General features: G+C 71.4%; 19 protein-coding genes and 1 pseudogene. 7 read left to right on the forward strand and 13 right to left on the reverse strand.

What is annotated here, in order from left to right:
• Window positions 1-134: 134 nt before the first annotated feature.
• From IEY55_RS21565 to glpX, 3 genes are all read right to left on the reverse strand, one after another.
• On the reverse strand, window positions 135-899 hold the full coding sequence (locus tag IEY55_RS21565; RefSeq protein WP_189060335.1) for a S1 family peptidase: 765 nt from the start codon (window positions 897-899) through the stop codon (window positions 135-137).
• Window positions 900-1,221: 322 nt separating this feature from the next.
• A complete protein-coding gene (locus tag IEY55_RS21570) occupies window positions 1,222-1,998 on the reverse strand; it encodes a S1 family peptidase (protein WP_189060336.1) in 777 nt (258 codons plus the stop codon).
• Window positions 1,999-2,544: 546 nt separating this feature from the next.
• Window positions 2,545-3,603, reverse strand: a complete 1,059-nt coding sequence (glpX, locus tag IEY55_RS21575; protein ID WP_189060337.1) for a class II fructose-bisphosphatase — start codon at window positions 3,601-3,603, stop codon at window positions 2,545-2,547.
• Between the two features lie 166 nt (window positions 3,604-3,769).
• Here glpX and IEY55_RS21580 point away from each other — a divergent pair, with 166 nt between their 5' ends.
• Complete coding sequence (locus tag IEY55_RS21580) at window positions 3,770-4,387, forward strand: DUF4245 domain-containing protein (RefSeq protein ID WP_189060338.1); 618 nt, start codon at window positions 3,770-3,772, stop codon at window positions 4,385-4,387.
• Here the strand turns inward: IEY55_RS21580 and IEY55_RS21585 are convergent.
• The gene (locus tag IEY55_RS21585; protein ID WP_189060339.1) at window positions 4,359-5,717 is read right to left on the reverse strand and encodes a glycosyltransferase 87 family protein; all 1,359 of its coding nucleotides are present in this window, start codon (window positions 5,715-5,717) and stop codon (window positions 4,359-4,361) included. The two genes, IEY55_RS21580 and IEY55_RS21585, sit on opposite strands and share 29 nt — an antisense overlap.
• 263 nt (window positions 5,718-5,980) lie before the next feature.
• Between IEY55_RS21585 and IEY55_RS21590 the strand changes: the two genes are divergently transcribed.
• Both IEY55_RS21590 and IEY55_RS21595 read left to right on the forward strand, forming a co-directional pair.
• Window positions 5,981-6,502, forward strand: a complete 522-nt coding sequence (locus IEY55_RS21590) for a PadR family transcriptional regulator (protein WP_189060340.1) — start codon at window positions 5,981-5,983, stop codon at window positions 6,500-6,502.
• 11 nt (window positions 6,503-6,513) lie between these two features.
• On the forward strand, window positions 6,514-7,053 hold the full coding sequence (locus IEY55_RS21595) for a DUF3995 domain-containing protein (RefSeq protein ID WP_229686616.1): 540 nt from the start codon (window positions 6,514-6,516) through the stop codon (window positions 7,051-7,053).
• A 32-nt stretch (window positions 7,054-7,085) separates the two neighbouring features.
• On the opposite strand, the gene IEY55_RS21600 is transcribed toward IEY55_RS21595, so the two are convergent.
• Genes IEY55_RS21600 through IEY55_RS21615 form a run of 4 tightly spaced genes read right to left on the reverse strand, consistent with a single transcriptional unit; the run spans window position 7,086 to window position 9,657 of the window.
• Window positions 7,086-7,373, reverse strand: a complete 288-nt coding sequence (locus IEY55_RS21600; RefSeq protein ID WP_189060341.1) for an exodeoxyribonuclease VII small subunit — start codon at window positions 7,371-7,373, stop codon at window positions 7,086-7,088.
• A complete protein-coding gene (locus IEY55_RS21605; protein ID WP_189060342.1) occupies window positions 7,370-7,783 on the reverse strand; it encodes a hypothetical protein in 414 nt (137 codons plus the stop codon). The genes IEY55_RS21600 and IEY55_RS21605 overlap by 4 nt, the downstream gene beginning before the upstream one ends.
• A gap of 13 nt (window positions 7,784-7,796) precedes the next feature.
• Entirely contained in the window at window positions 7,797-9,068 is a 1,272-nt protein-coding gene (gene xseA / locus IEY55_RS21610; RefSeq protein WP_189060343.1) for an exodeoxyribonuclease VII large subunit, read from the reverse strand.
• Window positions 9,069-9,075: 7 nt separating this feature from the next.
• Entirely contained in the window at window positions 9,076-9,657 is a 582-nt protein-coding gene (locus IEY55_RS21615; protein WP_189060344.1) for a lipid droplet-associated protein, read from the reverse strand.
• Window positions 9,658-9,781: 124 nt separating this feature from the next.
• Here IEY55_RS21615 and IEY55_RS21620 point away from each other — a divergent pair, with 124 nt between their 5' ends.
• Entirely contained in the window at window positions 9,782-10,768 is a 987-nt protein-coding gene (locus tag IEY55_RS21620) for a 4-hydroxy-3-methylbut-2-enyl diphosphate reductase (protein WP_189060345.1), read from the forward strand.
• 225 nt (window positions 10,769-10,993) lie between these two features.
• Here the strand turns inward: IEY55_RS21620 and IEY55_RS21625 are convergent, their stop codons facing one another.
• Both IEY55_RS21625 and IEY55_RS21630 read right to left on the reverse strand, forming a co-directional pair.
• Window positions 10,994-11,737, reverse strand: a complete 744-nt coding sequence (locus IEY55_RS21625) for a DUF6542 domain-containing protein (RefSeq protein ID WP_189060346.1) — start codon at window positions 11,735-11,737, stop codon at window positions 10,994-10,996.
• A 395-nt stretch (window positions 11,738-12,132) separates the two neighbouring features.
• Window positions 12,133-13,137 carry a DNA recombination protein RmuC gene (locus IEY55_RS21630; RefSeq protein ID WP_189060347.1) on the reverse strand — a complete coding sequence of 335 codons (1,005 nt, stop codon included), beginning with the start codon at window positions 13,135-13,137 and terminating at the stop codon, window positions 12,133-12,135.
• A gap of 23 nt (window positions 13,138-13,160) precedes the next feature.
• On the opposite strand from IEY55_RS21630, the pseudogene IEY55_RS33060 reads away from it, so the two are divergent.
• A pseudogene (locus IEY55_RS33060) lies at window positions 13,161-13,325 on the forward strand (zinc ribbon domain-containing protein); the annotation flags it as partial.
• Between the two features lie 86 nt (window positions 13,326-13,411).
• Here the strand turns inward: IEY55_RS33060 and IEY55_RS21640 are convergent.
• A complete protein-coding gene (locus IEY55_RS21640) occupies window positions 13,412-14,209 on the reverse strand; it encodes a potassium channel family protein (RefSeq protein ID WP_189060348.1) in 798 nt (265 codons plus the stop codon).
• Window positions 14,210-14,391: 182 nt separating this feature from the next.
• Here IEY55_RS21640 and IEY55_RS21645 point away from each other — a divergent pair, with 182 nt between their 5' ends.
• Together IEY55_RS21645 and IEY55_RS21650 are read left to right on the forward strand one after the other, a co-directional pair.
• Window positions 14,392-15,540: an exonuclease SbcCD subunit D gene (locus tag IEY55_RS21645; RefSeq protein WP_189060349.1), complete on the forward strand. Its 1,149-nt coding sequence runs from the start codon at window positions 14,392-14,394 to the stop codon at window positions 15,538-15,540.
• Window positions 15,537-18,497 carry an AAA family ATPase gene (locus IEY55_RS21650; RefSeq protein ID WP_189060350.1) on the forward strand — a complete coding sequence of 987 codons (2,961 nt, stop codon included), beginning with the start codon at window positions 15,537-15,539 and terminating at the stop codon, window positions 18,495-18,497. Before IEY55_RS21645 ends, IEY55_RS21650 begins: the two co-directional genes overlap by 4 nt.
• A gap of 25 nt (window positions 18,498-18,522) precedes the next feature.
• Here IEY55_RS21650 and IEY55_RS21655 read toward each other — a convergent pair whose 3' ends face one another.
• Together IEY55_RS21655 and IEY55_RS21660 are read right to left on the reverse strand one after the other, a co-directional pair.
• A complete protein-coding gene (locus tag IEY55_RS21655) occupies window positions 18,523-19,032 on the reverse strand; it encodes a methylated-DNA--[protein]-cysteine S-methyltransferase (RefSeq protein WP_189060351.1) in 510 nt (169 codons plus the stop codon).
• A complete protein-coding gene (locus tag IEY55_RS21660; RefSeq protein ID WP_189060352.1) occupies window positions 19,029-20,552 on the reverse strand; it encodes an AlkA N-terminal domain-containing protein in 1,524 nt (507 codons plus the stop codon). The genes IEY55_RS21655 and IEY55_RS21660 overlap by 4 nt, the downstream gene beginning before the upstream one ends.
• Window positions 20,553-20,556: the final 4 nt, after the last annotated feature.

Raw genomic sequence — 20,556 nt, forward strand, 5'->3', positions numbered from 1 at the left:
TGACTTCCTTCCCGGCCTGAAGGCCGGGGCCTCCTTCGGAGGTCTCGGTGAAGCGTGGACGCGCCGACGGAAAATCCTCCGCAACAAGGGAAAGGGCCCGCCCCGGCCGGGGCGGGCCCTTCCGTGCGTGCTCATCAGGCGAGTGAGCCGGTGTGCTGCTGGATCCAGCTGGTGTAGGCGGTGACGTCGGTGTAGATCGACGGCCCGGTAGCGCACCTCGAGTCGCCGTTGCCGCTGCGGCTGGTGGCGCCGATCAGCTCCCACCGGCCGCTGACGACCTTGATCTGCGGTCCGCCGGAGTCGCCGTAGCAGGCCCCGGAGTATCCGTTCGGGTTGTCGGTGCAGATCTCGGCGCCGTTGATTCCACTGCAGTACCAGGAAGGCACGACCGACGTGTCGAGTTCCTGCAGCGTGCGCGGCGACCCACAACCACCGGGCTGCGAACAGGTCTGCCCCCACCCGATGATCCGGGTGGCAGTGCCCGGCGCGCCCGCCTCGGACGCGATCCCGATCGGCGCCTGGGGCACCGACCGCGCGAGCTGGACCAGGGCGATGTCCCCGCTGCCCAGCACGATCCTGCTGGCCGGAGCCACGGTGCCCCCGCTGATCCGGTCGGTGCTGCCGACCCGGGCCTGGACCTCGCCGGGCGACGTGCCCTCCACGCAGTGCGCGGCCGTCACCACCCAGTTCGACTTGATCAGCGAGCCGCCGCAGAAGTGGCTACCGCGGCCGGCGTCCTGCAGTGACACCATGAAGCTGTAGTTCTGAGACGCATTGTGACCACCCACGATGTACGGTTCGACGCCGCCGGCCGGCTGCGCGGCCGTGGCCGGGGCGGTGAAGCCACCCAGCGCTGCCACTGCGGCGAAGAGGCCCACGAGCAGGGTTCGGGTCCTCATCAACATGCTTCTCCATTCCTCCCGGACCCCTCATCCGGGTGAATGGACCCTAGGTGGGTGGACCATATGGAGCAATATCCAGTGTCAAATGGTGAGTAATAATTGCGTTAATAACGCGAACGAGTTGGGTGTTTCATCCGATGCAGAGAAAGCTGTCGGTGACGGACGGTAACACTCACGCAATTGATCAAATGCCGGATCCGGCGGGGGAGCCGCGGCCGTGTGCTCGGGTCGTGTGCGCGGAAAGGGCGGTGGCCCGCTCCCGGGCTGGGAGCGGGCCACCGTTTCGACGCTCAGTGATGGAGCTGGATGCCCGATCGGATCAGGCCAGGGGACCGGTGTAGTTCTGGATCCACGACCGGAAAACCGGAACGTCGACGTAGATCGACGGGCCGGTGCCGCACCGCGGGTGGCCGTTGCCGCTGCGGCTGGTGGCGCCGATCAGCTCCCACTTGCCGTTGACCGCCTTGATCTGCGGTCCGCCGGAGTCGCCGTAGCAGGCCCCGCGCCAGTTGTCCGGGTTGTCGGTGCAGATCTCGGTGCGGCCATTGATCCGGCCACCCCGGCACCCCGCGTCGGAGACGATCGAGGTGTCCAGCTCCTGCAGGATTTCCGGAGCACCGCCACAGCCGCGGTTCGCACACTTCTGGCCCCAGCCGATGATCCGGGTCTTGGTCCCGACGGGACCGGACTCGGCCGCCAGCTTGATCGGTGTCTTGCTGACCTGCTTGTTGAGCTGGAGGAGTGCGATGTCGCCGCTGCCCGGGACGATTCGGCGGACCCCGGCCAGTTCGCCGCCGCTGCTGCGCGTGGTGGTACCGATCCGTGCCTGGATCGAGCCCGGCGACGCGCCCTGGACACAGTGCCTGGCGGTGACCACCCAGTCGGACTTGACCAGTGAGCCACCGCAGAAGTGCCTGCCGCCGCGCTGCAGCGAGACCATGAAGCTGTAGGTCTCCGTGGCATTGTGCCCACCCACGATGAACGGGGTTGCTTCGTCCGCTGGTGCGGGCGCCGCGCTTGCCGTGGCGGGCAGGACCCCCCCGAGCACGGTGGCGGAAGCGGCGAGGAGGCCCACGAGCAGGGTTCGTGCCCTCATTGTCTTCTCCGTTTCCTTCCCGGAGCCCTCATCCGGGAATGGAACGGAAAGTAACGACGAGTACAGAACCGGGGGTACCTACGTTCGTCGGTCAAAGGAATTGACAGGCAGTGCCGGTGATGTCCACCCGTCCCCGGTTGCCCCACGTGACCGGTTGCGGAGGCCATGAGCCGGTGGCGGCGTTGATCGAACTTCTGTCGGACGCCTTGCGGACGGGGGTCGGTTCCGAAGACGGCTCAAGGGTTCCTGCCCCTGCCGGCGTGATGACGAGGTCCAATTGGCCCCCGACTGCTGACGGAACCCCTAGATCAAAATCATGTTGGATCGGTGTTTCCCCTGGAGTCGCAACGTTCCCTCACGGGGGTTCCTCGTCCGAACGTACGCAGCGACAGGTAGCGGCTGCGCGTCACCAGACCTCGACGACCTGCGCCGACCCGACATTGAAGATCATGGGGCGTTTGGCCGTATTTGCGAAGGCTGGGAAACGATGCTGCCGGCCGGACGACCCGGTCGGCAGCATCGATCCACTTTTCACTCAGCTCTGGGTCACGGCAGCGGCGGCTGAGCGTCCTCATCCGCCGCCACCGGCCCGAAGTCGACCGAGGCGTACTCGCGCAGCTTGCTCAACCGGTGGTAACCGTCGATGAGCCGGACGGTGCCCGACTTCGAGCGCATGACGATCGACTGGGTGGTGCAGCCGCCCGAGCGGTAGTGCACACCACGCAACAGGTCGCCGTCGGTGATGCCGGTGGCGCAGAAGAAGACGTTGTCGCCCCGCACCAGGTCGGTGGTGGTGAGCACCCGGTCCAGGTCGTGCCCGGCGTCCAGTGCCTTGCGCCGCTCCGCCTCGTCCTTGGGCCACAGCCGGCCCTGCAACGCGCCGCCCATGCACTTCATCGCGCAGGCCGCGATGATGCCCTCCGGCGTGCCGCCGATACCGAGCAGCATGTCCACGCCGGTACCGGGGCGGGCCGCGGAGATCGCGCCGGCGACGTCACCGTCGCTGATGAACCGGATCCGGGCACCGGCCCGCCGCACCTGGCGCACCAGGTCCTCGTGCCGCGGCCGGTCCAGGATGCACACGGTCACGTCGGAGACCTCGGTGTTCTTGGCCTTGGCCACCCGGCGGATGTTGTCGCCGACCGGGGCGGCCAGGTCGATCACGTCGGCCGCCTCCGGGCCGACCGCGATCTTCTCCATGTAGAACACGGCCGACGGGTCGAACATCGCGCCCCGCTCGGTCACCGCGAGCACCGCCAGCGCGTTCGGCATGCCCTTGCTCATCAGTGTGGTGCCGTCGATCGGGTCGACGGCGACGTCGCACTCCGGGCCGTCACCCCGGCCGACCTCCTCGCCGTTGTAGAGCATCGGCGCCTCGTCCTTCTCGCCCTCGCCGATGACGACGACACCGTGCATCGAGACACTGCTGATGAGCTTGCGCATCGCGTCGACGGCGGCCTGGTCGCCGCCGATCTTGTCCCCCCGGCCCACCCAGCGGCCCGCCGCCATGGCCGCGGCCTCGGTCACCCGGACCAGCTCGAGGGCGAGGTTGCGGTCGGGCGCCTCGGGCCGCTGGTCGGCGGTGGTCGGGTTCGACGTGCTCATTCGCGCCTCCCGGGTCGGCTGCGATCGGCTGGAGATCATCCGTGGGCGCGCGGGCGCGCCCGTCAGCGGCGCGCCGGGCCCAGCAGTACCTCGATCCTCGCAGAACACGTACCCACCGGGCGAACCGCCGAACGCGTCAGCCCGTTCTCCTGAGACGATGGGTGGCGTGTCCACCCCGAGCAATCCGCCGCCGCGCAGCCGAGGCCAGCAGGGCATCCGCGACATCGTGATGTCCCTGCTCTTCCTGCTGCTGATCGTGTTCGTCATGGTCGGCGTGACGCGCGGCTGCTCGTTCAGCCCGGGCGGGCCGTCGGTGGACCAGGGCGTGGTGCCGACCGTGGACCCCACGGCCGAGCTGCACCGCGCGGCCAAGCGGGTGCCGTTCGGGGTGCGCCAGCCCGAGCTCCCGGCCGGGTGGCGGGCCAACTCGGCGGGCGTGGACCGGTTCGGCGAGACCACCCCGAAGGCGTACGCGGTGCGGGTGGGCTGGCTCAGCCCGAGCGGCCACTACCTGCGGCTGTCCCAGTCGAACGGGGCCGAGGCCGACCTGGTGCGGTTCGAGACCGGCCGGCAGGAGTCCAGCACCTCCTCGGTCGAGGTGGACGGCGTGCGGTGGACGGTCTACCCGGGGCAGCGGTCGGAGCGGGCCTGGGTGACCGAGCTGGACGGTCACCGGGTGCTGGTGACCGGGAGTGGCGACGAGCAGGAGTTCCGCACGCTCGCCGGGGCGGTGCAGGGTGCTCCCGTGCTGCAGGTCACCCGCGCCCCGACCCCCGGCGGCTGAGCAGCACCCACGGTCGCCCGGCGCCGGGCAGGGCCCGCGACCGGGCGCCCAGCACCGGCGAGCGGAGCGGGCCCGGGGCCGGGGCCAGCGGCCGGAGCAGCTGGGTGGCGGTGAGGGCCAGCGTGCCGGCGAAGATGACCAGGTAGACGTTGCGGGTGAGCAACTCCAGCGCCAGCGGCAGGTCGTGGAAGAGGTCGAGGAAGAACAGGCCGGGCACCGGGTTGCCGGTGCGGGCGAAGCCGACGATCCAGGCGCCCGCCAGCAGGTGCAGCGCGGCGAGCAGGGTGAGCCCGACGCGGCGGGAACCGGTTCGGGCGTGGTGGGTGAGCAGCACCGCGAGCGGGACGAACCAGACCCAGTGGTGACTCCAGGAGAACGGGGAGACCGCCGTGGTGGTGAGGCCGGCCAGGGTGACGCCGAGCAGCTCCTGACCCCGCCGCCGGGCGCCGGCGGCGAGCCACAGGCCGGTCACCGCGGCCGTGAGCGCCAGGAGCAACCACAGCGACCTGGGGTAACTGCCGTCGCCGGTGAGATGCGTGAGCATGCCGGTGATCGACTGGTTGCTGGGTACGGCGATCGAGCCGATGCGTCCGGAGTCGAGGAAGGTGCCCGCCCAGAAGGTGCTCGCGGCGGCCGGAGCGGCCAGGAAGCCGGCCGCGACCGTGCCGAGGAGCGCGGCGACGGCGATCCCCGCGGCCCGGAAGCGACGCGTGGCCAAGAGATAGAGCACGAAGAACGCGGGGGTGAGCTTGATCCCCGCGGCGATGCCCACGGCCACCCCCTTCCACCGGGCGCTGTCCGGGCGGGTGAGATCCCACAGCACCACGGCCATCAGCACGAGGTTGATCTGGCCGAGCGCCATCGTGGTGCGCACGGGTTCCAGCCAGAACACCGTCGCCGCGAGCAGGGCGGTGAGGGCGGCCAGCTGGCGGCCCGGCGGCTGGCCGAGGTGTCGCCAGCAGTGCAGGACGACCCAGGTGAGGGCGGCCGCGTTCACCGCGGTGCCGGGCCCGGTCAGGGTGTCGAACGAGACCCAGCCCAGCGGGGAGAACAGCAGCGCGGCGAACGGCGGGTAGGTGAAGCGCAGGTCGGCGACGACGGGCTCGGTGTAGAGCACGGGGCCGGACCACAGGGCGAGCCCGCCGGCCCGGTAGACGAGCAGGTCGACGAGGTGGAAGGAGCGGGGCCAGGCGAGCTGCGTCGCCAGGTGCGCGAGCAGGCTGGCGGCCAGCACGGCGGGCGCCGCCGCGACCAGCCATCCGGGGAGGGGGGCCGGGCGTTTCCGGCGGGCCTGGTCGACCGCCGCCGAAATCCCGAGCGCGAAGCTCATCACGCCATCACTTCGTCCGCGGTGGCAGGGTGGTGCAGCGGTCGGGCCGTACCGGGGGTACTGATCACCGGACTGAGGGACAGGCCGTCAGTGGGGTTGTTCCGCTTCGGCGCCGTCACGGCTTACCTGGGCGGCAGGCTCCCTGTGATGGCGGCCGGTGCGAGGCGCTGGTTCGCGGATCTTCGGCTGCTGGTGGCTGTCCTCGATCTCTCGGTCCGCGCGCTATAACATGAGTGTATACACGCGAGGTACAGTCGGGAGCTATGTCGATCGCGCACACGTTGCTCGGGTTACTGCGGGCGGGCCCGAAGCACGGTCATGACCTGAAGCGGGAGTACGACGCGCGATTCGGCCATGACCGACCACTGCCGCACGCCGAGATCCACGCTGCCCTGGCGCGGCTGCTCAGGGACGGGCTGATCGACGTCGAGACCGGCGGGCAGGGTGGTGCGGCCGGTAAGCAGTACACGATCAACGACATCGGGGCGCAGGACCTCGAACGCTGGCTCGACACCCCGGAGAAGCCCGAGATCCCGTTGCGTAGCACGGTGTACGCGAAGGTGGTTGTCGCACTGCTCAACGGACGGAGTGCCGCCGATGTGCTGGAGGCGCAGCGGGTCGAGCACGCGCGGGTGATGCGTCGCCTGGTGCGGCGCAAGGCCGGCGGCGATCCGCTGGACCAGCTCATCTGCGACCACGCGCTGTCCCACATGGAGGCGGACCTGCGGTGGCTGGAGGCCACCTCGTCCCGGCTCGACCGGCTCGTGGCGGAGGTCGGCGGTTAGGCTCCGGCCGGGTGCCCAGGTCTGGGGGACTGAAGATGGTTGCTGATCTCGTGCCCGCTCGCCCGCCCCGAGGCTTGCTCCTGCTCGTGTGGTGCGGCTACGCGGCCTTCGCGGTTGGTCTGCTGCATGCGCTGGTGAGCGTTTACTGGGCTGCTGGTGGCACGGCGGGCTTGGACACGTTGGGCGGAACGTTGGAGGAACTGGCCCGGCAACGCGACCCGAGGCTGATCGCGATCGTGTGGCTGACCGCCGGGCTGAAGCTCGTCGCATCGGTGCTGGGGCTCGCCGTGGTGCAGCAGTGGGGGAGGCGGCTACCGCGAGGGCTGCTTCTCGTGGCGGCATGGGGCGCCGCCACGCTACTCGTGCTGTACGGCGGGGCGCTGACCGTCGGGCAGGTGTTGGTGAAGGTCGGGGTGGTCGCGGCCGCGCCGACCATGAACTGGAAGGCCTTCCACTGGCACCTGTTCCTGTGGGACCCGTGGTTCCTCGCATGGGGCCTGCTGTTGGCGGCGGCCACCTGGGGTTCTGCCCGGAGACAGCGCACCGGGTGACCGGAGCCGGCCACCGGGAACCGCACGCGCGCCTACTCGGCGATGGGCTGCTCGGGTTCCTCGTCGGCCTCGCGGGCCGCGGCGAGCACCGACTCCACCCGCTCCCGCGCGCCCGCAAGGTGCCGCTCGCACAGCCGGGCCAGTGCCTCGCCGCGCTCCCACAGCGCCAGCGAGTCCTCCAGCGACAGCCCGCCGGCCTCCAGCCGGCGCACCACCTCGGCCAGCTCGTCCCGGGCCTGCTCGTAACCGAGCCCGGCCAGCTCAGCCGGAATCTCCGTACTCCGGCCCGTCTCCCCGGGCGGGTTCTCGGACGCACTCACGCCGTTGCGCTCCCCAGTCGGCCCTGCACACTCACCACGGCGGTGGCCACCGCCTGGTCATAGCCTACGAACGCCTCGGCGAACTCCGCGCCATCCCCGTCGCGTACCGCGTCGTTGATCCGCACCTCGGCCTCGGCCACCCGCCGCACCATGCAGCGACCACCCGCATATACGGTGGCGGCCTCGGTGAGCGCGCGCAGCCGGGACGGCAGGGTTCGCCGGCCCGCGGTCGCACAGCCGGCCAGCAACGCCAGCCAACACTCGGTGGCCGCCGCGTCGGCCTCCTCGGCCCGCAGCGCAACGGTTCGTGCGTCGCACGCCGCCGGTCCGGTGCCCGCGGCCGCCACGGCCGTTCGGGCCGCGGCCACGGTCAGCGGCAGGAACGTGGTCTCCCGCGCCGGGTTCGGCACCGCTCACCTCCGCTCACCGCTGGTCACCCGGTCCGCGCTCGCGGTGCTGGTCCTCGGCGCCGTCCGACACCACCGCCCGCACCGCCCCGTCGACGAGCCGCACGCGGAGGGTGGTGCCCGGGGGGACATCGGCCACGGACCTGACGACCTCGGTGCCGTCGTCCGGCACGACCCGTTGCACGATCGCGTACCCGCGGGCCAGCGTGGCCGCCGGTCCGAGGGTCGTCAAGCGCGATCTGGTTGCCGACAGGAACGTGTCCGCCGTGGCCAGCGTCCCCAGCATCGCCCGTCGCCCGCGTTCCCGCAGCGCCGTGACCTCCTCGGCCCGCTTGACCAGCGGCCCGAGTGGGTCGGCCAGCGCCGGCCGGCTGCGCAGGGCCGCCAGCAACCGGCATTCACGATCCACCCATCCGTGCAGCGCCCGCCGGGCGCGGTCGCGAAGCTGATGGATCCGTCGGGTTTCCTCGGCCACGTCCGGCACCACGCGCTTCCCGGCGTCGGTCGGTGTCGAGCACCGCACGTCCGCAACATGGTCCACCAGCGGGGAATCCGGCTCGTGCCCGATCGCGCTCACCACCGGCGTCCGACAGGTGGCCACCGACCGACACAACGTCTCGTCCGAGAACGGCAGCAGGTCCTCGACGCTGCCCCCGCCCCGGGCCAACACGATCACGTCCACCTCGGGATCGGCATCGAGCATGTTGAGCGCGTCCACCACCTGCGGCACCGCCATGGCGCCCTGCACCGCAACGTTCACCACGCGGAAGCACACCGCCGGCCACCGGGCACGTGCGTTGGTCAACACGTCGCGCTCAGCCGCGGACGCACGGCCGGTGATCAGGCCGACGCACTTCGGCAGGAACGGCAACGGGCGCTTGCGAGCCGGGTCGAACAGGCCCTCCGCCGCGAGCAGCCGCCGCAACCGCTCGATCCGCGCCAGCAACTCGCCGATCCCGACGGCGCGGATCTCGTCCACGCGCAGGCTCAACGTCCCGCGCCCCACGTAGAAGGTGGGCCGGCCGTGCACGACCACGCGGCTGCCCTCCGTCAGTGGCGGCTCCAAGCCGCGAACCATCCCGACGGGACAGGTCAACGTGAGCGAGACGTCCGCGGCCGGATCACGCAACGTCAGGAACGCCGTGCTCGTGCCCGGCCGGGCGTTGAACTGCGTGAGCTGCCCCTCCACCCACACCGCGCCCAGCCGGTGCACCCAGTCCGCGATCTTGCGGGCAACGGTGCGGACCGGCCAGGGCTGCTCGGGCGTGGTGGGGCCGCCCCCGCTCACCCGGCCCTCACTGCGAGCCCTCGGCCCGGACCTTGGCCAGCCTGTTGGCCAACATCGAGCTGAACTGCGGCCGGTCGGCGTGCCCCCGCTCCCAGGCCAGCAAGGCGGCCAGGTCGTCGACGGACAGCTTCCGCAGCCGCGCCCGGACCTGCGCCAGCGTCATGCCGTCGTAGTCCGCCAGCGGCGGCTCCTGGGGCACCGCCGCGCCCCGCGCGGGCGCCTCGGCCTCGTCGGCCAGCTCGATGTCCAGCATCCCCTCGTCCAGACCCGGCTCCTCGGACCGCCAGGTCGGCTCCTCCTCCGGCAGGCCCGGCTCGGCCCGCCCCGGCCGGGCCGGCGCGGTCTCGAGGTCCTCGTCGAAGGTCGCCCACTCCGGCTGCTCCTCGGCCGGCCGCAACCCCGCCAACGCCTCGTCGCCCTTGATCGCCAGCTCGGTGATCTGCTGCTGCACGCGCATCGAGAGCTGGAGGGCCTGGCTGGCCACGGTCACCGGCAGCCCGGCCAGCTGCCGGGGCAGCTTGCGGGCCTCCTCCACCGCGGTGACGGCGAGGCCGGCGGCGACCCGGACGGGTAGCGGGAGCGGCTTCATAATCACTAGCCTGCCGCAGTTTCGCGGGCCGTGCCCACCCTGACGCCCCGATCTCCGCACGCCACCGTCCGTGACTTGCGTCGCCCCCTCCGGCTGGGGCCGGACCGGCCCGTAGGCTGGGGGCATGAGCGACGCCACCGAGGCCACTCCGGACCGGGTCGGGCAGCCGCGCAAGCGGGTGCTGCTGGCCAAGCCGCGCGGCTACTGCGCCGGCGTCGACCGCGCCGTCGTGACCGTGGAGAAGGCGCTGGAGACCTACGGGCCGCCGGTGTACGTGCGCAAGGAGATCGTGCACAACCGGCACGTGGTGGAGACGCTCTCCGAGCGCGGGGCGATCTTCGTCGACGACACCGACGAGGTGCCCGAGGGCGCGCTGGTGATCTTCTCGGCGCACGGTGTCTCGCCGGAGGTGCACGCCGACGCCAAGCGCCGCAACCTGCGCACGATCGACGCGACCTGCCCGCTGGTGACCAAGGTGCACCAGGAGGCCAAGCGGTTCGCCCGCGACGACTACGACATCCTGCTGATCGGCCACGAGGGCCACGAGGAGGTCGAAGGCACCGCGGGGGAGGCGCCGGAGCACATCCAGCTGGTGGACACCGCCGAGGACGCCGCCCAGGTCGAGGTGCGCGACCCGGCCAAGGTGATCTGGCTGTCGCAGACCACGTTGAGCGTGGACGAGACCATGGAGCGGGTGGCGCAGCTGCGGGAGCGGTTCCCCGAACTGCAGGACCCGCCCAGCGACGACATCTGTTACGCCACGCAGAACCGGCAGGTCGCGGTGAAGGCGATGGCGGGCGAGTGCGACCTGGTGCTGGTCGTGGGTTCGCAGAACTCGTCCAACTCCAAGCGCCTGGTCGAGGTGGCGCTGCAGGCCGGCGCCCGGGCCGCGCGGCTGATCGACTACGCGCACCAGATCGACGAGGACTGGCTGGCCGGTGTGGACACCGTCGGAGTCACCAGCGGCGCCTCGGTGCCGGACATCCTGGTGATGCAGGTCCTGCGGTGGCTGTCCGAGCGAGGCTGGGGCGAGGTCGAGGAGATCACCACGGCCAACGAGAAGATCGCCTTCGCGCTACCGCGCGAGCTGCGCAAGGACCTCGTTCGCTGAGCGGTTCCCGGGACCTCGTTCGCCGGCCGGTGTCCGGCTGACCCGGCGATCTGTCGGGCAGGCTCGCCAGCTCGCGGAACCGGACTCCCACCACCCGCCCCACAGTGCCGACCGCAATTGCGGTCGGCACGTGTTGATGTCGGCCTCGAGCGCAGGATGGGCGGCCCACTCAGTGTCCTGCGCGAATGCCTACCGCAATGTGAGCCCGAACCCGCCGTCGCCGGCTCAGTAGGCATCGCCGCGCGGGCGGCGCTGGGCGGTGGTGCGGGTCCCACCCGCCGTGCTGCTCCGGCTGATCCGGGACGACGTGCCCTGCCTGGAGCCACCACGCATCCCGCTCGAGGTGCGGGTTGCCGAGCCGGACTTGGCCGACGTGGCGCTGGCGGCCCCGGGCTTGCCCGCGCCGACCTTCGCCGCGGCGGCACCCGCATTCGGCCGGCCGGCCGCGGCCCTGGCGCGCTGCTTCTCCCGCACCTTCTCCCGCGTCGACTTCCGGGCCGTCCGACCGGTCCTCCGGCCACGCTGCACCAGGATCCGCAGCAACCCGACGCCGACCGTCACACCCGTGGTCACCGCCATCGTCGGAAACGCGTTCACCAGCGGGAAGGCCGCGTTCAGGATCTCGTCGCTGATGCCCTCCCGGCTCGACTCCCCGAAGAGCAACACCACCGACGGCAACGACACGGCCAGCAGCAGGGGTGGCTGCACCATCGGCCCGAACAGGCTCCCGCGCCGCACCCAGCAGACCGCGAGCAGGCAGCCCACGAAGTAGCCGCCCTTGAAGATCAACCCCAGCGCGTTCTCCCGCTGCAGGTCCACCGCGACGCCGATCTCGGTCAGCAGGAAGGCCAGCAGCACGGCCCCCCACCAGGGCAGCCCTCGGGAACCGCCGAAGACGGAGCGCTCGGCCAGCGGCACCCCGGCGGCTTCGTCGGCAAGATCGCTTCGACGGTCTCGCGTCGCGGTCACGGACATCACGGTAGACGGTCTCGGAACGCCGCCGGGGCGTCGGACGCCGAACTCGTCGCCCGTGACGGCGCGAACTGAGCGCAACGTCACTCCGGGTGACGAAGCTCCGATCGGGGGGCGCGGATCTTCCGACCCCGGTCTCCGCCGGGCGACCCCACATGTCCCCGGCAGCCCGGAAAAGCCGCTCTCACCAGGAATTCGTCGTGTCTTGCGGACCGCGTCGGAGATCGCGGGGCGGCGGCAGGTGCCGTCTGGGCGCGGGACCGGTTCGCCCGATCGACAGCCGTTGCCGACGTTGTGGCGTGACTCACCCCGCGGGGGCATGATCGCGCCCCGTCATCACCGTGCTGATCAGGCCAACCAGCCCGGTGAAGGGCCTCATGTCAGCCGGCGTGTCAGCCGGCGCTGTCACGGAGCGTGCCGGAGCCGTTCTCCGGCAGGGCATCCGGTCCGGCTTCGGCGCCGATCACACCATTGGCGACCCCGTAGGTCGTCACCTCGTCCTCGCGCCGCACCGCGGCGACACCGCCGGGTAGGCCGGCCGCATCGGTCAGTGGCTGAACGGCCGTGCGGAAGCCCTCCAGGGCGTCCAGCTCCTTCCGCCGCGCGGCCAGGAACCGCTGCAGGTGGGTGCTCGACACGTTGACGGCTTCGACAGCGGCGTTGGCCGAGCGATGTGCCCGCGCCGCCTGACCACGCACCCGATCGACATCGTCGGCCAGGGTGCGCTCGGTCGCCGCGAACAGGGCAGCCGAGGCAACCACGGCGAACCCCGTTGGCCCGCACAGGAACACCCGACGGTCGAGCAGCCAACCGAGCAGCGTGGGATCGGTGTCCAGGGCCGCAACCACGGCCGCGTCCGAGGGCACGAACATGATCGCCCCGTAGATCGCGTCCGCCCACCGCTGGTAGCCCCTGCCCGCCAGCTCGGCGGCCCGGGCACGGACGTTGCGCACGTGCACCCGCAGCGCGTCGGCACGCTCGGCCGGGTCGTCGGTCTCCACCGCCTCCGCCCACGTGGCCAGGCTGGTCTTCGCGTCGACCGGCACCTGCCGGCCACCGCTGACGAACAGCACCAGGTCGGGACGGGCCGCCCCACCGCCGGCCACATCGGTCTGCACCGCGAAGTGCAGCCCCTCCCGCAGGCCGAGCGCCTTGGCGGTCTCCACCAGCACCTGCTCACCGAGCTCGCCGCGACCGCTGGCGGAGGCGAACGCCACCTCGTAGCGCCGCAACGCCGCCTGCTGCTCCCGCCCGCGGGCCCGCTCGGCCTCCACAGCGGCCAACGCGGCATCCGCCCGACGCACGCTGTCCTGGTAGAGCCGCCAGAACAGGACGAGCGCGCCGGCCAGCGCCAGCGCGACCACCACGGCCGCCGTCGTGATCACCACCGAGGTCACGCCTCTCGCCTCCTACCAGCAGCATGGCGGACCAGCCCGACAATCCCGGGCAGGAACGCGCAGTGACCAGGCCCCTTGTCGGCGCGCTGTCCCCGTCCTTCCGGCTCCTTCGGGAGAAGGCGGAGCGGTACGGGCGCACCGTGCACACAGTGGATCGGTGGTTGGCGTCGTCGAAGACCTGCGCCGACTGCCGTCACCGTATGGCAGACCTGCCGCTCCAGCGGGGAGCACGTCAAAGCCGTACCGACCGGTCGGCCCGGGGCCGGCCAGGAGGTCAACCGGAGCGGGCGGAGAGCTGCTCCCGGAGCTCGGCGAGCTCGGCCCGCAGCGCCCGCAGCTCGGCGTGTGCCGTCAGCTCGACGCGCGTGGACTCGTCGACCGCCTGGCTGGTGCTCGCCAGGGACGCCTCGACGCCCCGGAAGCGCTCGACGAACCACGACGCGATGCTTCCGGTGATGACACCGAGTAACGCGATCCCGGCGAGCATCAGCCCGGCCGCCACCAGCCGGCCCTGCCACGTCACGGGGTAGGTGTCCCCGTATCCGACGGTCGTGATCGTCGCCAGTGTCCACCACAGTGCGTCCGGGAACGTGGTGATGGTCGCTCCAGCGTGCCCTCGCTCCGCGTCCAGGGCGGCCAGGGACGCGCTCACGCCCACCAGAGCCGTCGCGCCGGTCACGTAGACACCAACATTCGTGCGGAGGTTGCTCGGGACGCGGCGGTTCAGTGCGATCAGGACGGTCACCAGCCGTAGTACGCGGAGCTGCCGAAACATCGGAAGAAGGAGCACCGCTAGGTCGAACAGGTGCCGCCGGACGAACTGCCACCGCTGCCGGGAGATCGCCAGCCGGCCGAAGTAGTCCACTGCGTACACCGCCCAGGCGACCCACATGAACAGATCGAGCGCGCTACGACCACCCGGAGACAAGCCGGTGTCCAGCACACGCCACGCATATGCGCCGAAAAACAACACTGCGAGCACGGTCAACGGCCACTCGGTGCGCCGCTCCCACGCCGTGACAGGCGGATCAGGGGCGGCCGCACGCGCTCCAGGTGATGCCTCTGCTGCCATGGGCCCATCGTGGGGCGTCACGCGGCCATCGAGAAAGCATGCGAATCACATTGCGATCTCGTATGACGCGGGGTGGGTACCCGCTCACAACGTCAAGTTGATGTCCACTAGCGGACATCAACACGCGACACGACGGTGTGGCGTGCGCGGACTCGTCCGGGTGCGGCAATAGGTTCTGCCGCATGCGGTTGCTGCACACCTCCGACTGGCACGTTGGGCGCACGTTCCATGGCCGCGACCTGCTCGCCGAGCAGGAGGAGGTGTTGTCGGGCCTGGCCGAGGTGGTGATCGACCAGGAGATCGACGTCGTCCTGGTGGCTGGTGACCTCTACGACCGGGCGGTGCCCTCCGCCGAGGCGGTGGACACCTGCCACCGCATCCTGCGGACCATCGCCCGAGCTGGCGCGCGCATCGTGATCACCTCGGGCAACCACGACTCCGCACCGCGCCTCGGTGCCTTCGCCGACTTCGCCGCTGCCGGCGGCCTGCACCTGCGTACCCGGGTGAGCACGCTGCAGGAGCCGGTGATCGTGACCGATGATCACGGTCCCGTCGCGATCTACGGCATCCCGTACCTGGAGCCGGACCCGGTCCGCCATCTGTTCGGTCTCGACGAGCGCGGTCACACCGCCGTCCTCACCGAGGCCATGAACCGGATCCGCGCGGATCTTGCGGCCCGCCCCGACGCCAGGTCCGTGGTGCTCGCGCACGCGTTCGTCACGGGCGGCCAACCCAGCGAGTCCGAGCGTCCGATCTCGGTTGGCGGGGTCGAGCAGGTGCCCGCGAGCGTCTTCGACGGTGTCGATTACGTGGCGCTCGGACATCTCCACGGTCCGCAACGGATCAGTGAGCGCGTGCGTTACTCCGGAAGTCCGCTGGCCTACTCGTTTTCCGAGATCGATCATCGTAAGTCGGTGTGGCTGGTCGATCTGGACGCCAATGGTCTCGCCGCAGTCGAGCGTCGCGAGCTACCGGTGCCACGCCGGCTGGCCACAGTGACCGGGCTGCTGGACGATCTGCTCACGGTCTCGGCGCACGCTCCCTTGGAGGAGCGCTTCCTGTACGTCGTGCTCACCGATCCTGTCCGTCCACTGGACGCGATGCGCAAGCTACGGGAACGCTTCCCGCACACCGTGCGCATGGAATGGCAACCGGTCGGTGGCCGTGCCACCGCCGAGCTGAGTTACGCCGAGGCCATGCGGGGCCGTGATGATCACGAGGTCGCCTGCGGTTTCCTCACCGACTGCCGTGGCTCGGAACCGACCGAGTCCGAACGCGCCCTGCTCAAGGAGGCCCTGGAAGCCGTGTCCCGCGCCGAGGTTGCCCGGTGAGGCTGCACCAGCTGACTGTTACCGCATTCGGCCCCTACGCGGGGCGACAGGAGATCGACTTCGACACGCTCGGCGTGGACGGTCTGTTCCTGCTGCACGGTGACACCGGCGCGGGTAAGACCTCGCTGCTCGACGCGGTGGCGTTCGCGTTGTTCGGCAGCGTGCCCGGGGCGCGGGGAGAGGTACGCAGGTTGCGGTGCGACCTCGCCGCACCGGAGTCCCCGACCGAGGTGTCCCTGGAACTGACCGTCCAGGGACACCGGTTGCGGATCGTGCGCTCGCCGGAGTACGAGCGGCCCAGCAGGCGCGGCAAGGGCACCACCACCCAGAAGGCGAAGGTCTCGCTGACCTGGGTCACGGTGCCGCCGGGCGGGCTGCCGGCAGAAGGGCTGACCCGTATCGACGAGGTCGGGCGGACCGTGCAGCGGCTCCTGGGCATGACCGCCGACCAGTTCTTCCAGGTGGTTCTGCTCCCGCAGGGGGAGTTTGCGAGGTTCCTCCGTGCCGAGACCGCGGAGCGGGAGAAGCTCCTGGAACGGCTGTTCGGTACCGAGCGGTTCGCCACCGTCGAGCAGTGGTTCCGCGACCGCCGCACCGAGCGCGGCCGCGAAGTGGAGCAGCGGCGGCAGGCCACCCGGGAGCTGGTGGCACGGGTGGCTCAGGTGGTCGGCGAGGAGCCGCCGGCCGAGGCCGGGCCGGAGTGGCTGGAAGCCTGGGGCGAGAAGGCCCGGTGGGAAGCTGGCCAGGCCGCCGACGCGGCACAGCTGGCACGGGACGAGCTGGCCAGGGCCGAGGCCGTGCTGACCGAGCGCCGCGAGCTGGTGGACAAGGTGCGCCGGGTGCGGCGCGCCACCGACGAGCTGGCGGAGCTGGCGGCCGGCAGCGCGGAGCGAGCCGGGTGGGCGGCGGAGCTGGCTTCGGCGCAGCGTGCCGTGCCCGTGCTGGCCGCGCACCGTTCCTGGCAGCGAGCGCGCCATGCACTGGAGGCGGCGCGGCAAGACGTGGTCCGCACCAAGGAGCACGCCACCACGCTTGGTTGGTCGGAAGGCATCGAGCTGCCCGTGCTGCGTGCGGCGGTCGCCACACACCGGGAACGGGCAGGGGAGCTGGCCACACTCGTGACCGAGGCCGAGCAACAGCAGGCGGACCAGGCGCGGCTGGGCAAGCTGGCCGGGATCGTCGAGCAAACCGAGGAACGGCTGGAACGGCTTGCCACGCGGGCGACGGAGCTTCCCGCCCGGATCGAGGCCGCCCGAAGGGCGTTGACCGAATCCGTCGAGGCTGCCGGATATCTGGATGGCATGGCGGCACGCCGTGATGACCTGCGTTCCCTGCTCGACGCCACGAAAGCGTTGCCTGGAGCGGAGAAGCGGCTGGCGCAAGCGACGACGAGGGCTCAGGAGGCGATCGACCGGTACCAGCGCGCCCGTGAGCAGCTACTCGACCTGCGGCAGCGCCGGCTGGACGGCATGGCGGCCGAGCTGGCCGACAAGCTGGTGTCCGGCGAACCCTGCCCGGTCTGCGGTTCACCCGAGCACCCCGAACCGGCCGAGGTGCCTGCCACTCGTGTGTCGGAGCAGGACGAGAAGGGGGCGCAGAAAGCCGAACAGGACGCCCAGGCGGCCCGGGACGCCGCGGTGACGGCACGGCAGAAGGCCGAACACGAGCTGGCTTCGTTGACCGAGCGGTTGGGCGATCGCACAGCCGAGGAGATCAGCACGTCGCTGGCCACCGTCGAGGCTGAGTACGGCCACACGGCTCGGTTGGCGAACGCGCAGCGCGAGTGCGAAGCTGTTGTCTCCGCACTGGAAACCGAAGCGGAATCACTGCACCAACAGCAGGTTCAGGCTGAGAGGGAGGCCAGTACGGCACGGGCTGAGCAGGCTTCGCTCACCGAGGCCGTGTCCGTGCGTGCCGCGCGGCTGGAACAGGCCAGGGGAGCGCACGCGGACGTGCGTGCGCACCGCAAACATGTGCTGGCTCTCACCGAGGCACTCGACAGCCTCATCTCTGCCGTCACCGAAGCGAACGCAGCCGAGAAGCGGGTCGCCGAGCAGCACGAGTCGGTGACGGAAACCGTTGCTGCACAGGGGTTCGTTGCCGTCGAGGAAGCGCTTTCCGCCGCCCGTGACGACAAGCGCATCGCCGAACTTGCCGATGCGTTGCAGGTGGCCAGGGATCGGGAAGGCGCAGCCAAGGAAGCCTTGGCGGCGCCGGAGCTGTTCGGGATCACGCCGGACCTCGAGGTGGACGTGGCCCCCGCCGAGCAGCAGGCGATGCGGGCCCGGGAACTACGCGAGCACGCGGTGACCGCGGCCCGTGCCGCCATGCACCGGGACAAGGAACTTTCCGACCTCGCTGAGCGACTGCGTCGTGCGTGGGCGGAGCTCGCTCCGGCCGAGCGTGAGTACGAGGAGCTGGCCGCGTTGACCGATGTCATCAACGGCCGGGGCCAGAACGCGCGGAAGATGTCGCTGCGCTCCTACGTGCTCGCTGCACGCCTGGAGGAGGTGGCGGTCGCGGCGACCCGCCGCCTGCGTCGGATGAGCCAGGGCCGGTATTCGTTCGAGCACTCCGACGCCGCCGGCCGACGTGGCACGCGCGGCGGCCTCGGGCTCGACGTGCTCGACGACTACTCGGGGCAGGTCCGGCCGGCCAAGACCCTCTCCGGTGGTGAGTCCTTCCTGGCCTCGCTGTCGCTGGCCCTCGGCCTTGCCGACGTCGTCGCCGCCGAGACCGGCGGCAGCCTGCTCGACACGCTCTTCATCGACGAGGGTTTCGGCACCCTCGACGCCGGGGCCCTGGACGTCGTGATGGACACCCTCGACGAGCTGCGGGCGGGTGGGCGCGTGGTCGGCCTGGTGTCACACGTGGAGGAACTGCGGCAACGCATCCCGACCCGGTTGCGCGTCCGCAAGTCCCGGTCCGGCTCCACGGTCCAGGTCTGCGCGGGCTGACCGAGGTCCTCGCCTTCGGCCGGAGTCAGCTCCCGGCCTCGTGGTCGAGCAACCAGCGCTTGACCTCCAGGCCCCAGCGGAAACCGCCGAGGGTGCCGTCGGTCCGGATGACGCGGTGGCACGGGACGAGGAGCGCGACCGCGTTCCGGGCGCAGGCCGACGCGGCCGCCCTGGTCGCGGCGGGGCGGCCGGCCAGCGCTGCGAACTCGGTGTAGGACACGGGGGCGCCTGCCGGGACCTTGCGCAGCACACGCCAGGCGTGCTCCAGGAACTCACCAGAACGCTGCCGCACCTCGACCGATGCCACGGCATCCAGGTCCCCGCGGTGGTAGGCGAGAACCGCTTCGGTGACGTCGCCGAGGTCCGTGCGCTCCACCAGCTCGGTCGGCCGGAGCGTGGTATGCACCTGGGGAAGCAGGGTTTCCGGCTCGTCGGTCCACCCCGCAGCGAGCACCACCCCGTCGGGATCGACGATGGCGGTGAACGGGCCTGCGGGGGTACCAGTGTCCATAGTGGACACATGAGCGGTGGTCATGCGGTTCTCCTGTGTGTCTTGGTGGTTGCGGCCCGCCAGACGTGCATGCCGGCGTAGGAACGCCATGGCTGCCATCGGCGGCCGTATGCCTGCAGCCCCGCCACCTCCGACGGAAGACCAAGGGCGGCTGCGCCTTTCCGTAGTGCGCCGTCGGAGGTGAGCAGGATGTCCGGTGCGCCGAGCACGCGCATTGCCACATAGTCGGCGGTCCAGGGGCCGATCCCGGGTAGCTCGCACAGCTCCGCGGCCAGTTCCTCGTGGTCGCGTCCGGCGTCCACCACCAGCGTGCCGTCCGCCGCGGCCGCGGCGAACCGTCGCACCGTCTCGCTCCGACGCCGCGGGCCGGTCAGGACTTCGCCCGCTCGCTCCGCGATCACCTCGGGGGTCGGGAAGAGGCGGGTGAGCGGACCATCGGGATTGGGCAGTGGCTCGCCCAACGCCATCACGAGCGCGGAGAGCGTCGTACGGGCCGCTGCGACGGACACCTGCTGGCCGAGCACGGCCCGCACCACCGTCTCCGCCCCGTCGACGCTGCCGGGAAGGCGGGTGCCGGGCCGGGCCGCGACGGAGGGGGCGAGTACGGGATCGGCCGCCAGCACGTCGTCCACCGCACCAGGGTCGGCGTCGAGGTCGAACAGGCGGCGTAGCCGGTTCACCGCGCTGGTGACGTCGCGGGGGTCGCTCAGGCGCAGCGCGCACGCCACGTGCCCGTCCTTCGGGACCAGGTGGGCGGTGCCGATGCCGTGCGGTAGGCGCAGGGACCGCCGGTAACCGTCCTCCCCGACGTGCTCGACGCCCGGCACGGCCCGGGCCGCGAGGAAGGCGAGCAGGCCCGCCGAGTCGAAGGGCGGCCGGTAGGGCAGGCGCAGGGTGAGGACACCGGGGGCGGGCTGCTGGCCGTTCCGTCGGCGTACGGCGGCGCGGAGCTGGGAAGGCGTGGCGGCGAAAACCTGGCGGATCGTGTCGTTGAACTGGCGGACGCTGGCGAACCCGGCCGCGAAGGCGATCTCGGTGAAGGGCATCGCGGTGGTCTCCACGAGGATCCGGGCCGAGTGCGCCCGGTGCGCGCGGGCCAGGGCGAGCGGCCCGGCACCCAGCTCGGCCGTGAGCACCCGGGTGAGGTGACGTCCGGAGTAGCCGAGGCGGCGCGCGAGGCCGGCGACCCCCTCCCGTTCGACGACGCCGTCCGCGACCAGCCGCATGGCCCGAGCGGCCAGGTCGGCGCGCAGGTTCCACTCCGGGGAGCCGGGGACCGCGTCCGGCAGGCAGCGTCGGCAGGCGCGGTAGCCGACGGCCTGGGCGGCCGCGGCCGTGACGAAGAACTCGACGTTGTGGCGCTTCGGGGTGACCGCCGGACACGACGGGCGGCAGTAGATCCCGGTGGTGCGGACGGCGGTCACGAAGCAGCCGTCGAACCGGGCGTCGCGGGCGGCGACGGCGCGGTAGCGGTGGTCCGGATCGAGCAGCACAGGACCGATCGTGCCAGGGACGAGGCGGCCGGGCTGGCGGGAATCGGACATGGCG

The organism is Longimycelium tulufanense (assembly GCF_014645795.1).
Classification (GTDB): Bacteria; Actinomycetota; Actinomycetes; order Mycobacteriales; family Pseudonocardiaceae; genus Longimycelium; species Longimycelium tulufanense.

Coding starts and splice junctions, on each gene's coding strand:
- IEY55_RS21660 (WP_189060352.1), bottom strand. CDS start 20,552: ATGTCCGATTCCCGCCAGCCCGGCCGCCTCGTCCCTGGCACGATCGGT.
- IEY55_RS21640 (WP_189060348.1), bottom strand. CDS start 14,209: ATGGCAGCAGAGGCATCACCTGGAGCGCGTGCGGCCGCCCCTGATCCG.
- IEY55_RS21615 (WP_189060344.1), bottom strand. CDS start 9,657: ATGAAGCCGCTCCCGCTACCCGTCCGGGTCGCCGCCGGCCTCGCCGTC.
- IEY55_RS21590 (WP_189060340.1), top strand. CDS start 5,981: ATGTCGATCGCGCACACGTTGCTCGGGTTACTGCGGGCGGGCCCGAAG.
- IEY55_RS21620 (WP_189060345.1), top strand. CDS start 9,782: ATGAGCGACGCCACCGAGGCCACTCCGGACCGGGTCGGGCAGCCGCGC.
- IEY55_RS21585 (WP_189060339.1), bottom strand. CDS start 5,717: ATGAGCTTCGCGCTCGGGATTTCGGCGGCGGTCGACCAGGCCCGCCGG.
- IEY55_RS21655 (WP_189060351.1), bottom strand. CDS start 19,032: ATGACCACCGCTCATGTGTCCACTATGGACACTGGTACCCCCGCAGGC.
- glpX (WP_189060337.1), bottom strand. CDS start 3,603: ATGAGCACGTCGAACCCGACCACCGCCGACCAGCGGCCCGAGGCGCCC.
- IEY55_RS21565 (WP_189060335.1), bottom strand. CDS start 899: ATGAGGACCCGAACCCTGCTCGTGGGCCTCTTCGCCGCAGTGGCAGCG.
- IEY55_RS21570 (WP_189060336.1), bottom strand. CDS start 1,998: ATGAGGGCACGAACCCTGCTCGTGGGCCTCCTCGCCGCTTCCGCCACC.
- IEY55_RS21645 (WP_189060349.1), top strand. CDS start 14,392: ATGCGGTTGCTGCACACCTCCGACTGGCACGTTGGGCGCACGTTCCAT.